Genomic DNA, 14,223 nt, shown 5'->3' with positions numbered 1-14,223 from the left:
CCTCACCCAATCATGGCAACCACAGCACATCCAACCGAATGAGGATGAGAATGGTCCGCCATCTTCCCACGCTCTCGATCGCGATGTCCGTGACATCGCTGGCGCTACTCGTCACGCAGCCGGCCTCGGCGGAAACCGTCACGCTCGGCATCGGAACGCAGGACACCACGACCAACACGGTGACCGCCGGCGTCGTCATCCGCCAGTTGCATCTTCTTGAAAAATATCTGCCAAAAGACGGCAAATACGCCAACATCAAGTTCGAGCTGGAGTGGCAGAATTTCACGTCCGGCCCACCCGTCACCAACGCGATGATGGCGAACAAGCTGCAGATCGGCATGATGGGCGACTATCCGCTGATCGTGAACGGCTTCACGTTCGAGAGCAATCCGGAGAGCAAGAGCCGCCTCGTCGGCGTGGCTGCTTACAGCCTCGAAGGTTCCGGCAACGGCATCGTCGTTCACAAGGATTCGCCCTATTACGAACTCGCCGATCTGAAAGGCAAGCTCGTCAGCGTGCCGTTCGGCTCCGCGGCGCACGGCATGGTGCTGAAGGCGATGCAGGATCGCGGCTACGCGTCCGACTTCTTCCAGCTCGTCAGCCAGAGCCCCGAGGTCGGCTCGACCAATCTTCAGGAGAAGAAGATCGACGCGCACGCCGACTTCGTTCCGTTCGCCGAGCTGCTGCCCTTCCGCGGCTTCGCGCGAAAGATCTTCGACGGCGTCGAGACCAATCTGCCAACGTGGCACGGCGTCGTCGTGAGAACCGACTTTGCGGAGAAGTATCCCGAGGTCGTCGTCGCCTACTTCAAGGCGCTGATCGCCGCCAATCAGTGGCTGCGCGACGATCCCAAGCTCGCGGCCGAGAAGATCCAGGAATGGACAGGCATCAACAAGGAAGTCGTCTACATCTTCCTCGGCCCCGGCGGCAACATGACCACCGATCCCACCATCAAGCCGGCGCTGATCGATGCCGCCGCGACCGACGTCAAGGTGCTGCAGAATCTCGGTCGCATGAAAGAATTCGATCCCAAAAAATGGGTCGACGACAGCTACGTCCGCAAAGCCTTTGCCGAGATGAAGCTCGACTATGACGCGCAGCTTGCAAGCACGAAGAACTACGAGATTTCCGGCGAAGATTCCTTCTGCAAGAAGCCGATCGCCGATCCGCGCAAGGCCGGCGAGGTCTGGGTGGATGATGGCGGTATCATGGCCTTCTCGTCAGCCAGTTGCACACTCGGCGCCTATGCCGACTTCAAGGCCAAGGGCAAGAAGATCAACGTCGCCTACGTCTTCGACACCACGCGCGGCATCAAGCTGTTCGCCGACCAGGCCTTTTTCGCAGTCGGCAGCGGCGAGGTCGCCCCGTTCCTGCTCAAGAAGGACGCCGAAGCCTACGCCGCCAAGGTCAACGGCAAGGTGCTCGGCTTCGACGACGCCGTGAAAGCGGCGGTCGGCGGAGGCAAGACGTGAGCAGCCCCGCCCTCCTCAGACACGCCGAGGACAGCATGCCGGCAACAGCCATTGCGGAGGCGGGCCCCGCGCCCGCCGTCACACCACCCGCAACACGACCCTCCTTCGGTACGCTGGCGCTGCGCTGGTACCGGCTCAACCAGGGCCGGCTTCGCGCAACCGCGATCGGCATCATCTCGCTGCTGGCCTTCCTGCTGGTGTGGCACCTGCTCACGACCTATCGCGTCGTGTTCTTCGTCCGCTTCACCAACGTGCCCTCGCCGCTCGCGGTCTATGCGAGCTTCACCAAGGCGATCCACGACCCGAAATTCCTGTTGCACATCGCCTTGAGCTGCCGGCGTATCTTCATCGGCTTCTCGCTGGCGGCCATCGTCGGCGTGCCGCTCGGCCTCATCATGGGTCGCTTCAAGCTGGTGCACGAGATCATCTTCCCCGTGGCCGAAGTGCTACGGCCGATCCCGGCGATCGCCTGGGTACCGATGGCGATCATGCTGTGGCCAACCAACGAGCAGAGCATCGTCTTCATCACCTTCCTCGGTTCGTTCTTCCCGATCCTGGTCAACACGCTCCACGGCATGTCGCTGGTCGACCCCGTGCTGGTCCGCGCCGCGCAATGTCTCGGCGCCCGCGAGCGGTCGATCTTCCGCGAGGTGTATTTTCCTGCCTCGCTGCCACACATCTTCACCGGCCTCACCGTCGGCATGGGCGTCGCCTGGGTGTCGCTGATCGCCGCCGAGATGATCTCGGGCCAATACGGCATCGGCTATTTCACCTGGGAAGCTTATTCGCTGGTCCAGTATGCCGACATCGCGCTCGGCATGATCGCGATCGGCGTGCTCGGGCTCGGCTCGAGCCTGCTGATCCGGGGCGCAGGACAATTGGTGATGCCGTGGAGGTCGACGTGAGCGAGATGGTTGCGAGTCCGAAGGGACATATCGAGGTCAAGCACTTCTCCCTCGCCTATGAGACGATCGAGGGAGCGGTGCAGGCCGTGACCGACACGCAGATCCATGTGAAGCCCGGCGAGTTCGTCTCGATCGTCGGTCCCTCCGGCTGCGGAAAGTCGACGCTGCTCAACGCAGTCGCCGGCTTTCTCAAGCCGACCACCGGCATCGTCACCGTCGATGGCGAGCGCGTCAACGGTCCCAGCGCCGAACGCGGCATGGTGTTCCAGCAATATTCGCTGTTCCCCTGGAAGACGGTGCGGGAGAACGTCGAGTTCGGCCTGAAGATGCGCGGCATGCCACGCTCGCAGCGCGAACGCGCCGCGCGCACGCTGCTTGGGCTCGCGGGGCTGGAGGCGTTCGAGAAACACTATCCGGAAAAGCTGTCCGGCGGCATGAAGCAGCGCGTCGGCATCGTCCGCGCGCTCGCTACGGGACCGAAGGTCCTGCTGCTGGATGAGCCCTTCGGCGCGCTCGACGCGCAGACGCGCGTCATCATGCAGCAGATCCTCACCAACATGTGGCAGCGGCTGAAGATCTCGGTGCTGTTCGTCACCCACGATATCGACGAGGCGATCTTCCTGTCCGACCGCGTCTACTGCATGACCGCGCGGCCCGGCTCGATCAAGGCAGAGATTCCGATTCCGCTGGAGCGGCCGCGGCAGCAATCCATGATGATGTCGTCGGAGTTTCTGGCGCTACGCCGCGGGCTGATGTCGCTGATCCGCGAGGAAAGCCTGAAGGCGATGGGCGGCGAGATCAACGACATGGGCATGCAGGGGCTCAACATCGAGCTGCATGGGCATTCGCTCGCGGATGTGATCTAGGATCTCGCGACGCTTGCTCGCTCTTGTTCCCTCCCCTTGCGGGAGAAGGTGGCGCGAAGCGCCGGATGAGGGGTATGTCTCCGCAAGCTCACTGCAACAGATTCACGCGCGGATAGAGACCCCTCACCCGTCTCGCCGCTAACGCGGCGAGCCACCCTCTCCCCTTGTGAAGCCCGCAAGGGGAGAGGGTGCACCGTCCTTGCGGCACGTTCACTTGAACCAGTGCACCAGCGCGAGGCTGATGCCGAGCAGCAGCAGCAGCGACAGCGTGACGGCTGCCGTCACCCTGCCTCCGACATTGGCGAGCACGCGGACGTCGACACCTAGGCCGAGTGCCGCCATCGACACCACGGTGAGAAACCCGGTAATCTTCGTCACGGGGCCGACCACTGTCGCCGGCACAATCTCGAGGGAGCGCAGGGTCGCCAGCGCAAGAAAACCGAGAATGAACCACGGAACCAGGCGGAAGAAGCCGACATTGGTCTTCTTGGTATCGGCCTGCCAGCGCGAAGCGACCAGCGACAGGCCGACCACGACGGGCCCGAGCATCAGGACGCGCATCAATTTCACCAGCGTGCCGATCTGGGTCGAGACGAGTCCGGCCGGCACTGTAGCGGCCAGCACCTGCGGCACCGCATAGACGGTGAGGCCCGCGAGGATGCCGTATTGCGTGGCCGACAATTGCAGCAGCGGGATCAGGAGCGGCAGCCCAAGCACCATCATCACGCCAAGGATGGCGGTGAAGGAGATCGAGGATGCGATCTCCTCGTTGTTGGCGCCGATGATCGGCGCCACAGCGGCGATCGCTGAATTGCCGCAAATCGAGTTGCCGCAGGCGATCAGGATCGACAGGCGTGTCGACAGACCCAACAGACGGCTGAGGCCGAACGAGACCCATAGCGCGATCACGACGATGGCCGCGATCGAGGCGAGGAGCGCGACGCCCGAGGCGGCGATCGCGGCGAAGCTGATCGAGGCTCCCAGCAGCATGACTGCGACCTCAAGGAGTTGTTTTGCGCTAAAGGCGATCCCGGCCTGCCACCGGGCCGCCGGCTTCCAGAAGCTCCGGAGCGCCATGCCGAGCAGGATCGCCATGACGAGCGCTTCGACATAGGGATGCTCGAACATAACCAGTTCGGCGCGCTCCAGCAGGCCGGAGACGCCGGCGATCAGAACGCAAAGAAGAATGCCGGGAATCAGCGCCGCAATGCGGCTCGCGGCTGTGGCAGGCTTGGCGTCGGCCGGGCTGGATGCTTGATTCTGCGACACAAATCTCTCCCTAGGGAGAAAGATTTATACGCAGCGCAACCCGATAGGGAAATAAGTTTTCGACATATCAGGTCCGAGGGGAGTTCTATCCTCAGCCCGGAACGGCCAGCCTCAGAAGATCAGGCTCTTGGCGAGCGAAGCGACACGGCTGAAGGCGTCATAAACGCCGGGCTCGAAGAAGGCGGCGCGGGCAAGCACGATACCCGCAACCAGCGACCAGAACAGTCCGGTGCCGGCGCGCAGCAAAAGCTTCGACGCACGCGACTGCGGCTGGGTGTCCGTCGCAGAAACCAATTGCTCGCCGAAGGGTTCGAATCCGGTACGTTCCATGGCTCTGGCCAATCCATCAAATTCTGATGGGAATGTCGTCGTTTCGGCCTCAAACGGCAATGGAAGCGATTGGCGTTTTTGCCCTCTCGAAGGAAAACTCCTTCCGTCCGACAAGCTCAGGACAATAGTTTTCTTCTTCCGGCCTATTTGGACACCGGCGCCCGACTTACAGGGCCAGATAGCGGCGCCGGATTGCCTCGTTGGCCTTGAGTTCGTCGATCCCGGCGGCATAGACGATCTGGCCCTTGTCGATGACGGTGGCGTGGCTCGCGAGCCCCAGGCAGAAATGCATGTTCTGCTCGGCGATCAGCACGGTCGATCCGAGCTGGCGGAGCTGCCGCAACAGCTCGCCGATCCGCTGCACGATGATCGGCGCGAGCCCCTCGCTCGGCTCGTCCAGCAGCAGCAGCGCGGGGTTGCCCATCAGCGTGCGCGCGATCGCCAGCATCTGCTGCTCGCCGCCGGAGAGGCGCCCGGCGATGCGATGGCGCAGCGGCTCCAGGAGCGGAAAGACCTGGTAGATTCGCTTGATCGGCCATTCGTCCTGGCCGTCCGGTCCCTTCTTCTTCCCGATGACGAGATTGTCCTCGACCGTGTGCTCCGGAAAGATCTGGCGGTCCTCCGGCACGAAACCGAGGCCAGCGCGCGCGATTGTATGCGGCTTCAGGCCCGAGATCACCGCGCCGCGCAGGCTGACCCTGCCGCGCCGCGGCGGCGCCAGTCCCATGATCGCCCTCATCGTCGTTGACTTGCCGGCGCCATTGCGACCGAGCAGCGCCATGGTCTCGCCCTGCCGCACCGACAGGCCGACGCCGAACAGGATCTGGCTGGTGCCGTAGTAGACATCGAGATCGGCGACTTCGATGACCGCCCCGCTCATGCGGCGGCTCCCGCATGCTCGGTGCCGAGATAGGCATCGATCACGGCGCTGTTGTTGCGGATCTCATCCGGCGTGCCGGTCGCGAGAATACGGCCATAGCAGAGCACGACAATTTTTGGGGCGATCTTGAAGACGATGTCCATGTCGTGCTCGATGAAGACGACAGTGATCTTCTGGGTGTCCCAGAGCTCGCGCACCTTGTCGATCATGCGCCAGCGCTCCTCCGGGCCCATGCCGGCGGTGGGTTCGTCGAGCAGCAAAACCTTGGGCTCGAGCACCAGAGCCAGCGCGATATCGAGCAGCTTCTGGTCGCCATGCGACAGCGTCGCGGCCGTACGGTGACGCTTGCCGGCGAGGCCCAGCAGCTCCAACACATGCTCGGCGCGGTGGCGCGTCTCGGGCAATGGAAAGCGTTTGTGCAGCACCGCGGAGGTGCCCTGGTCGGCGCTGACGGCGGCGAGCATGGTCTCCTGCACCGTCAACGATTTGAATATGCTTGCGACCTGGAAGGCGCGGCCGACGCCGTGACGGACGATTTCCGGCGGCGAGCGACCGGCGAGATCGACGCCGTCCAGCAGGATCTGACCGGAGTCCGGCCTCAAGGCGCCGGTGATCAGGTTGAAGAAGGTGCTCTTGCCGGCGCCGTTCGGGCCGATCACCGCGGTGAGCGAGCCTTCGGCAAAATCGAGCGAAACGTCGTTGGTCGCTTTCACACCGCCGAAGGACTTCGCGAGGTTGCGGATCTCAAGCATGGTGCGCCTCGCGCCGTTGTCTGGCACCGTCATTCCGGGATGGTCCGTTAGGACCAGACCCGGAATCTCGAGCTTCCGGGTTCGCATTTCGTGCGCCCCGGAATGACTGCGCAATGGATCCACCGAGCATGGCTAGCGCCCCTCACCCGTCTCGCGCCGGTGCGCGAACCAGTCGGCTGCGAAATCGAGCAGGCCCTTACGCAGGCCCAGCGCGAAGAACAGGATGACGATTCCGAGCACGATACCGTGATACTCGGTGAAACGTGTAACGGTGTCGTTCAGCAGCAGCAGTAATACGGTGCCGACCATCGGGCCGAGAAACGTCGAGACGCCGCCGAGCATGTTGATGAAGATGGCTTCGCCCGAGATGGTCCAGTAGGCGAATTCCGGATAGGCGCCGGAAACGAACAGCGCCATCACCATGCCGCCCATTGACGCGAACAGCGCCGCCAGCACGAATACGGTGAGCTTGGCGCGCCAGACGTCGATGCCGAGGAAGCTGGCGCGCGCGGCGTTGTCGCGGATCATGCGCAAGGTGTAGCCGAACGGCGATTGTGCAATCTGGCGCATCGCGAGCAGGCCGAGGATCAGCAGCGCGCAGCTCGTGACATAGAGATGGACGTGATTGGACAGATCGATGCCGAGAAAGACGGGCCGCGGAATGCCGCCGCGCAGGCCCTGATCGCCGCCAGTGAACGAGGCCCATGACAGGATGGTCGAGTGGATCAGCATCTGGAAGGCGAGCGTGACGAAGGCGAAATAGATTTCCTTCAGCCGCACGCAGATCGCGCCGATGATTGCCGCAACGACCGTCGTGATGGCCAATGTCGTGACGAAAGCCACCGGAATCGGCACGCCGAGCTTCTGCATGATCAGGCCGAAGCTGTAGGCGCCAAGGCCAAAGAACATGCCGTGCCCGAACGAGATCAGACCGGTGTAGCCGACCAAGAGGTTGAGCGAGGTCGCGAACAGGCCGTAGGCCGAGCAGCGGATGACGAAATCGAGCAGCGCCTTGCTGCCCGTGAACAGCGGCAGGCTCGCCAGCACCGCGAAGGCGATCAGCGCGATCAGGACGTCGCGGTAGCGTTGCAACGCGGCAGCGCTCCGTACCGGTACCAGCGTTTGCGCGCGGCCCGCCTCCAGCTCGGTCATGCCGCCTCCTTGCCGAACAGGCCGGTGGGCTTTGAGACCAGCACGATCACCATGAACAGATACATCAGGCCTTCCGTGAACAGGGGGAAGCCGAGCGAGCCGAACGAGCGGATGAGGCCGAGCAGCAGCGCGCCGATCAGCGCGCCCAGGATCGAGCCCATGCCGCCGATCACCGTGACGATGAAGGATTCGATCAGCACGGAAAAACCCATCCCCGGCGTCAGCGAACGCACCGGCGCGGCCAACGCCCCTGCAAGCCCCGCCAGCATACCGCCGAGCGCGAACACGCCGCCATAGATCAGGCCGGTATTGATGCCGAGCGCGGAGACCATGCCGGGATTGTGCGCGGCCGCGCGGATCACCTTGCCAATACGGCTGCGCGACAATCCGATGCCGAGCACGATGGCCGCGAGAAGCGCGACGCCGATCAGCAGCAGGTAATAAGGCGGCACCACGCCACCGGCGATGAACAGCGGCATCACCTGGAACGCGGACGGCATGCCCATCGACTTGAACTCCGGTCCCCAGATGATCCGCACGACATCGTCGAAGATCAGGACGAAGGCATAGCAGACGAGCAGCTGCATCAGCACGTCCGCACCATAGACACGGCTCATGAAGACGCGCTCGAAGACCAATCCGAGAATGGCGGTGCCGGTCGCCCCCGCCAACATCGCGAGCGTAAAACTGCCGGTGAGCTGGTAGGCCGTCATCGCAAAGTAGGCGCCGAACATGTAGAAGGCGCCGTGGCTGAAATTGACCACCTTGAGCACGCCGAAGATCAGGGTCAGCCCGACCGCGACCAGGAATAGCAGCATGCCGATGATGAGGCCGCTGGTGGTTTGCGTCACCAGGCAGGCGGAACTGGAGAGACAGCCGGCAAGCGCGTCGATGTCCACGGGATCACTTCCATTGCGGGCGCGCCCGACACGGCGCGGAAAACGAGACGACGGCGGAGACGGTCACCCGTCCCCGCCGCGCGTGATCAGGTGTAGCCTTTGCTCTTCTTCCACTCGGCCTCCAGCTCGAAGATGGTCTTCCAGTCGCCGGCCTTGACCTCGGGGACATACGGCTCCTGCGGGATCGTCGTGCCCCAGCCGATGGCATAGCCGACCAAGGTGTGATCGTCGCCGCGCATGGTCACGGTGCCGTCGGCGCCGAACGGGCACTTGATGGTGAGGCCCTTCAGCACCTCCGCGATCTTCTTGCCGTCCGCCGAGTTCGCCTTCTTCGCAGCTTCCGCCATCAGCATGATTGCGGTGGCATTCTCCCACGACCAGTTGGTCGGATATTCATTGAACTTTGCCTTGTAGGCATCGCCCCAGGCAGCATTCTCCGGCGTGGTCGGGAAGGTCTTGATGTAACGGTTGCCGGAGTGGATGCCCTTGGGCAGGTTCTTCACCACGGTGAGCGCGGTGTAGTCGGCCATATTGACCGCGAACACTTCCATCTGGCCGAACATCGCGTAGATGTTGGCCTGGTCGATATAGGAGGTGAGATCGCCGCCCCACAGGCAGGAATAGAGCGCCTGGGGTTTGGCTTGCAGGATCTTCGTCACCACCTCGGTGTAGTCGGGCTGGAACAGCTTCGGCCAGGACTCGCTGATGATCTCGACATCGGGGGCGAAGCGCTTCAGGTACAGCGTGAACTCACCGGTGGTGTCGCGGCCATAGGCGTAGTCGGGCGAGCAGGTTGCCCATTTCTTCAGGCCCTTTGCCTTGGCGATCGCTGCGGCATAGCTGCCGCCGACAATGGAATCGTGCACGCCCTGCCGCGCGGTGCGGAACGCGTTGGGGATGTGCTGCTTGGGATCCGCGGTCAGCGCCGAGGTCTCCGAATTGGTGTGGATGCAGAACACGCCGAGATCGCGCGCGACCTCGTGCACCGCGAAGGCGCCCGAGGAGGCTTCGGCATCGATCATGAGCTCGCAGCCGTCGGTGTTGACGAGCTCACGCGCGACACGGGCAGCTTCCTGCGGCTGGCCCTTGGAGTCGCGGATCACCATCTCGATCTGCCGACCGGCGAGCCCGCCGGCGGCGTTGACCTTCTCGATCTCGAGCATCACCGCATTGCGCGAGGACGTGCCGAGCTGCGCGACGCGGCCCGACAAAATCGTCGGCATTCCGATCTTGATGGTCTTGGCTTGCGCACGCGCCACCCAGGGCGCGGCAACACTCATCGCACCGGCGCCCATCAGCGCCAGTGTCGAACGGCGGCTGATGCCCGGCATGCGGGTTCTCGTCATTTTCCCCTCCCTCTTTCGGGTCGGCGTTTCCTGATCCCTGTCGGAGATCGTCTCGTCTCCGTGTTTCCGAGGATTTCAGAGGTAGGGGGGTGACGTCAAGCCAAAGATGAATTACGAGTCAGAATTCATCACGGGAGAAAACGAGGCCGGCAACTGGCCCGAAACCAGCGAAAATGATCAATCTGTCGAGCTTCATCGCCTTTCATGCCCGACGCACGCCGGAGCGCCCCGCGCTGAAATATCGCGGCGAGGAGATTTCCTACGCGGCCCTTGATGCACGCGTCCGCAAGGTCGCCGGGTGGCTTGCTGCGCAGGGCATCGGCCCCGGCGATGTCGTGGCCGTATTGATGAAGAACAGCGCGGCGTTCCTGGAGCTGGTGTTTGCCACCAGTCATCTCGGCGCAGTCTTCCTGCCGATCAACTTCCGCCTCTCGCGCGATGAGGTCGGCTACATCGTCGGCAATGCCGGCGCGCGCCTGCTGATCGTCGACGAGGAGCTGGCGGCGAATGCCGCGGGCGCGAAGGTCGTCGTGCTCGATGAAGCCGCGCAGGACAGCGTCACGCGTCTCGCAAGCAACGCTGCGCCTGCGCCAATGCATCCGCGCCAGCCATCGGACCTGATGCGGCTGATGTACACCTCGGGCACGACCGATCGCCCCAAGGGCGTGATGCTCTCTTACGATAATTTCTACTGGAAGTCCGCCGACCAGACGATTGCGCTCGGCCTCAATGCCGAGACGCGACTTCTCGTCGTCGGCCCGCTCTATCACGTCGGCGCACTCGACCTGCCGGGCATCGCCGTGCTCTGGCATGGCGGCTTCATCCGCATCCAACGCAATTTCGAGCCGGAGACGGCGCTTGCGGCAATCGCCGAGGACAGGCTCAACGCCGCCTGGTTCGCGCCGGTCATGACCACCGCGATGCTCACCTGCCCCACCCGAGATCGCTATGACGTCTCCAGCCTGACATGGGCGATCGGCGGCGGCGAGAAGACGCCGGAGGTACGCATCCGCTCCTTCTCGGAATACTTCCGCAACGCGCGCTACATCGACGCCTATGGCCTCACCGAAACCGTCGGCGGCGACACCTTCATGGAAACCGGCCGCGAGATCGAGAAGATCGGCTCCACGGGGCGCGCCATCGCCCATGTCGAGATCGAGATTCGCGACGAGGACGGCAAGGTACTGCCGCCGGACGTCAACGGCGAGATCTGCCTGCGGGGCCCCAAGATCACGCGCGGCTATTGGAAGGATCCGGAGAAGACGGCTTCCGCCTTCTTCGGCGACTGGTTCCGCAGCGGCGACGTCGGTTATCTCGACGACGAAGGCTTTCTGTACCTGACCGACCGCAAGAAGGACATGATCATCTCGGGTGGTGAGAACATTGCCTCCTCCGAGGTCGAACGCGTCATCTACGATTTGCCCGAGGTGCGCGAAGTCGCCGTGATCGGCCTGCGCGATGCACGCTGGGGCGAGCGTCCCGTCGCCATCGTCGTGCTGGCTGACGGCGCCAGCCTCGACCTGCCTGCCCTCACCGAACACTGCCGCGCGCGGCTGGCGAGCTTCAAGGTGCCGAAACAGCTCGTCGTCCGCGACAGCCTGCCGCGCAATCCCAGTGGCAAGATTCTGAAGCGCGTGCTGCGCACCGAGCTGGAGACGTCTCAATGACGCAAGTGAACGCCAAGGTGACAAAGCTCAATCGCCTCGAGCGCAACGCCTGGACCAAGCAGAAGATTTTTGACGCCGCGACCAAAGTCGTCGGCAAACATGGCTATGCCGAAGCCTCGGTCGCCCGCATCACCGAACAGGCCGGCGTCGCGCAAGGCACCTTCTACAATCATTTCGAGAACCGCCAGGAGCTGCTCGACCAGCTCCTGCCCAAGATCGGCCTCGACATGGTCGCGTTCATCCGCGCCCGCACCGGCAATGCGCACGCGGCGCGGCAGGAGATCGAGCGTTTCTCCGCCTTCTTCGACTTCATCCGCGAGGTCCCGGAATTCTTGCGCATCCTCAACGAGGCGGAGTTCTTTGCACCTCACGGCTACCAGAAGCATCTCGATAACATCTCGGTCGCTTATGTCCGTATCCTTCGCCGGGCTCGGCTCGCGGGCGCGATCGAGAACTACAGCGACGAGGAATTCGAGGCGATCGTCCACATGCTGATGGGCGCGCGCGGCTATCTCAGCCGCCGCTATTCCTATTCGCAAGGCGGCGTCACGGTCGTCCCCGATCACGTCATTTCCGCCTACCGCAAGCTGATGACGCGCGGTCTCTTCGCCTCATCCGGAGATCAGGACACGCCATGAACATCGAATCGCCGCACAAGGCGCTCGACCTCGCCTCGACCATAGCCGAGGGTGACATCCGTTGCCTGCTGATGGTGCTGGTGCACATGACGGGCGACGAGAAGTGGCTCGAATCGCCGTACCTGCCCAAGCGCGACATCCGCCTCATCCCCGATCCCGAGGCCGGCGTGCCCCAGGAGATTCAGGACGAGATCCGTGCCGCGGTCGTCGAACTCTTCGCCGATGGCATACCAAAACCTGTCATCGACGACCCCGGCGAGGAATTGCTGCTGAGGATGATGCGCGTCTGCCTCGGCGAGAACGTCGCGCCGGAATATGCGCCCCTGATGCGAGAGGAGATGGGCTTCGTGGCGCGCGAGGCACGCTGGACGACGCCCCCTCCCGACAGGAAGCTTGCAGACCAGCATGTGCTGATCGTCGGCGCCGGCGTCTGCGCCATCGCGCTCGGCGTGGCGCTCGGCCATCTCGGCATCCCCTACACCATCGTCGAGAAGAACGAAGAACTCGGCGGCACCTGGTGGATCAACCGCTATCCAGGTTGCGGCGTCGATACGCCAAACCACTCCTATTCGTATTCGTTCGGCTCGCGCAATGCCTGGACGCGCTATTTCTGCCAGCGCGAGGAGCTGCTCGGCTATCTCCTGAAGGTCGCGGACGAATACGGAATCCGCAGACATCTACGGGTCGGCACCGAGCTGACATCGTCGCGCTGGGACGAAGGCAGGCGACGCTGGATCTCCACGCTGAAAACGAAGAATGGCGAAGAGACTTTCGAATCCACCGCACTGGTCTCGGCCATCGGCCAGCTCAACGATCCCTCCCGCGCGCACTTCAAGGGCGAGGACGGCTTCAAGGGAACGATCCTGCATTCGGCATTGTGGTCCGATGACATCAACGTCGAGGGCAAGCATGTTGCCGTGATCGGCACCGGCGCGACATCGATGCAGCTGGTGCCCGCGATCGCCGGCCGCGCTGCCTCGGTCACGGTCTACCAGCGCAGTGCGCAATGGGCGCGGCCGGTGAAAGGCTATGCCGATCCGATCAGCGAGGGCGCGCGCTGGCTGCTGGCGCATCTGCCATTCTATGTGCAGTGGTATCGCTTCAACATGTTCTGGCGCTACGGCGATGGCCTCCTGCCCTTCCTCCGCAAGGACCCGGCCTGGCCGCATCCCGAGCGCGCCGTCAACAAGGGCAACGACCGCCACCGCCAGGAGCTGACCGACTTCATCCTGTCGGAATTGCAGGGCCGGCCGGACCTGATCGAGAAATGCGTGCCGACCTATCCGCCCTATGGCAAGCGCATCCTGCTCGACAACAACTGGTTCAAGACCTTGAGACGGGACAACGTCGAGCTCGTCACCGGGACGATCGATCATTTTGACGAAAGCGGCGTCGTCACCGCCGACGGCCGGCAGCGCCCGGCCGACATCATCGTCGTCGCCACCGGCTTCAAGGTCACGGAGATGGCCGCGCGTCTCAACATACGCGGGCGCGACGGCAAGGATTTGCGTGAAGCATGGGCCAACGACAATCCGACCGCGTTCCTCGGCCTCACCGTGCCGGGCTTTCCAAACTTCTTCTGCATGCTCGGTCCCAATTCAGGGCCGGCCCATGGCGGCAGCGTCATATTCCAGTCGGAATGCCAGAGCCGCTACATCTCGGCGTGTCTGGTCGACATGATCGAACGAGACATCGCAGCGGTCGATGTCCGCCGGGACGTGCTCGACGAGTACGTCCGCAGGGTCGATGCCGAGCACGAGACGATGATCTGGACCCATCCGGGCATGAGCACCTACTACCGCAATTCGAGCGGCCGCGTTTTCTCGGCAATGCCGTGGCGGTTCGTGGACTACTGGCGCATGACGCACGATCCGGATCTGCGGCACTACAGGCTGACGAAGTTATAAGGCCGTCTCAGCGCTGAATCTGGCCGACGCTTGAGTTGCGCTCGTCCCACATCGTCATTGCGAGCGTAGCGAAGCAATCCAGACTCTTTCCGCGGGGGATTCTGGATTGCTTCGCTATCGCAATGACGGAGGTTGCGGCC

The 14,223-nt window shown here is 63.4% G+C and carries 13 protein-coding genes; 6 read left to right on the top strand and 7 right to left on the bottom strand.

The features are described from left to right. Window positions 1–50: 50 nt before the first annotated feature. The 3 genes from XH87_RS31840 to XH87_RS31830 are packed head-to-tail and all read left to right on the top strand — an operon-like array spanning window position 51 to window position 3,243. Complete coding sequence (locus tag XH87_RS31840; RefSeq protein WP_271590279.1) at window positions 51–1,472, top strand: ABC transporter substrate-binding protein; 1,422 nt, start codon at window positions 51–53, stop codon at window positions 1,470–1,472. Next, window positions 1,469–2,377, top strand: coding sequence for an ABC transporter permease (locus XH87_RS31835; RefSeq protein ID WP_035699499.1), 909 nt, complete (start codon window positions 1,469–1,471; stop codon window positions 2,375–2,377). Before XH87_RS31840 ends, XH87_RS31835 begins: the two co-directional genes overlap by 4 nt. A 5-nt stretch (window positions 2,378–2,382) precedes the next feature. Further along, window positions 2,383–3,243, top strand: a complete 861-nt coding sequence (locus XH87_RS31830; protein ID WP_442868337.1) for an ABC transporter ATP-binding protein — start codon at window positions 2,383–2,385, stop codon at window positions 3,241–3,243. A gap of 210 nt (window positions 3,244–3,453) precedes the next feature. Here the strand turns inward: XH87_RS31830 and XH87_RS31825 are convergent, their stop codons facing one another. The 7 genes from XH87_RS31825 to XH87_RS31795 all read right to left on the bottom strand — a co-directional run bounded on the left by XH87_RS31825 (window position 3,454) and on the right by XH87_RS31795 (window position 9,871). Further along, window positions 3,454–4,512: a YeiH family protein gene (locus tag XH87_RS31825; RefSeq protein WP_271590277.1), complete on the bottom strand. Its 1,059-nt coding sequence runs from the start codon at window positions 4,510–4,512 to the stop codon at window positions 3,454–3,456. Window positions 4,513–4,623: 111 nt separating this feature from the next. Next, window positions 4,624–4,842, bottom strand: coding sequence for a hypothetical protein (locus tag XH87_RS31820; RefSeq protein ID WP_035699514.1), 219 nt, complete (start codon window positions 4,840–4,842; stop codon window positions 4,624–4,626). Window positions 4,843–5,008: 166 nt separating this feature from the next. Then, window positions 5,009–5,722 carry an ABC transporter ATP-binding protein gene (locus XH87_RS31815; protein ID WP_271590276.1) on the bottom strand — a complete coding sequence of 238 codons (714 nt, stop codon included), beginning with the start codon at window positions 5,720–5,722 and terminating at the stop codon, window positions 5,009–5,011. Further along, window positions 5,719–6,474 (bottom strand): ABC transporter ATP-binding protein, encoded by a 756-nt coding sequence (locus XH87_RS31810; RefSeq protein WP_271590275.1) that lies wholly within the window; start codon window positions 6,472–6,474, stop codon window positions 5,719–5,721. Before XH87_RS31810 ends, XH87_RS31815 begins: the two co-directional genes overlap by 4 nt. A gap of 132 nt (window positions 6,475–6,606) precedes the next feature. After that, entirely contained in the window at window positions 6,607–7,626 is a 1,020-nt protein-coding gene (locus tag XH87_RS31805) for a branched-chain amino acid ABC transporter permease (protein ID WP_158668026.1), read from the bottom strand. Further along, entirely contained in the window at window positions 7,623–8,525 is a 903-nt protein-coding gene (locus tag XH87_RS31800; RefSeq protein WP_035699521.1) for a branched-chain amino acid ABC transporter permease, read from the bottom strand. The genes XH87_RS31805 and XH87_RS31800 overlap by 4 nt, the downstream gene beginning before the upstream one ends. Before the next feature lie 86 nt (window positions 8,526–8,611). Then, window positions 8,612–9,871, bottom strand: coding sequence for an ABC transporter substrate-binding protein (locus XH87_RS31795; RefSeq protein ID WP_271590274.1), 1,260 nt, complete (start codon window positions 9,869–9,871; stop codon window positions 8,612–8,614). 173 nt (window positions 9,872–10,044) lie between these two features. On the opposite strand from XH87_RS31795, the gene XH87_RS31790 reads away from it, so the two are divergent. Genes XH87_RS31790 through XH87_RS31780 form a run of 3 tightly spaced genes read left to right on the top strand, consistent with a single transcriptional unit; the run spans window position 10,045 to window position 14,083 of the window. Continuing rightward, window positions 10,045–11,538: an AMP-binding protein gene (locus XH87_RS31790; RefSeq protein WP_271590273.1), complete on the top strand. Its 1,494-nt coding sequence runs from the start codon at window positions 10,045–10,047 to the stop codon at window positions 11,536–11,538. Continuing rightward, window positions 11,535–12,176, top strand: a complete 642-nt coding sequence (locus XH87_RS31785; protein ID WP_271590272.1) for a TetR/AcrR family transcriptional regulator — start codon at window positions 11,535–11,537, stop codon at window positions 12,174–12,176. Before XH87_RS31790 ends, XH87_RS31785 begins: the two co-directional genes overlap by 4 nt. Then, window positions 12,173–14,083: a flavin-containing monooxygenase gene (locus XH87_RS31780; RefSeq protein ID WP_271590271.1), complete on the top strand. Its 1,911-nt coding sequence runs from the start codon at window positions 12,173–12,175 to the stop codon at window positions 14,081–14,083. The genes XH87_RS31785 and XH87_RS31780 overlap by 4 nt, the downstream gene beginning before the upstream one ends. Window positions 14,084–14,223: the final 140 nt, after the last annotated feature.

Origin of the sequence: Bradyrhizobium sp. CCBAU 53415, assembly GCF_028128735.1 — a bacterium.
Lineage (GTDB): Bacteria > Pseudomonadota > Alphaproteobacteria > Rhizobiales > Xanthobacteraceae > Bradyrhizobium.
Note: the sequence above shows the minus strand (reverse complement) of the source record. Positions and strands in the feature narration are given on the sequence as shown.

What these genes read in the sequence shown, in the direction of transcription:
- XH87_RS31840 (WP_271590279.1), top strand. Translation starts at nt 51, where the DNA reads ATGGTCCGCCATCTTCCCACGCTCTCGATCGCGATGTCCGTGACATCG.
- XH87_RS31830 (WP_442868337.1), top strand. Translation starts at nt 2,383, where the DNA reads ATGGTTGCGAGTCCGAAGGGACATATCGAGGTCAAGCACTTCTCCCTC.
- XH87_RS31820 (WP_035699514.1), bottom strand. Translation starts at nt 4,842, where the DNA reads ATGGAACGTACCGGATTCGAACCCTTCGGCGAGCAATTGGTTTCTGCG.
- XH87_RS31815 (WP_271590276.1), bottom strand. Translation starts at nt 5,722, where the DNA reads ATGAGCGGGGCGGTCATCGAAGTCGCCGATCTCGATGTCTACTACGGC.
- XH87_RS31810 (WP_271590275.1), bottom strand. Translation starts at nt 6,474, where the DNA reads ATGCTTGAGATCCGCAACCTCGCGAAGTCCTTCGGCGGTGTGAAAGCG.
- XH87_RS31805 (WP_158668026.1), bottom strand. Translation starts at nt 7,626, where the DNA reads ATGACCGAGCTGGAGGCGGGCCGCGCGCAAACGCTGGTACCGGTACGG.
- XH87_RS31795 (WP_271590274.1), bottom strand. Translation starts at nt 9,871, where the DNA reads ATGACGAGAACCCGCATGCCGGGCATCAGCCGCCGTTCGACACTGGCG.
- XH87_RS31790 (WP_271590273.1), top strand. Translation starts at nt 10,045, where the DNA reads ATGATCAATCTGTCGAGCTTCATCGCCTTTCATGCCCGACGCACGCCG.
- XH87_RS31785 (WP_271590272.1), top strand. Translation starts at nt 11,535, where the DNA reads ATGACGCAAGTGAACGCCAAGGTGACAAAGCTCAATCGCCTCGAGCGC.
- XH87_RS31780 (WP_271590271.1), top strand. Translation starts at nt 12,173, where the DNA reads ATGAACATCGAATCGCCGCACAAGGCGCTCGACCTCGCCTCGACCATA.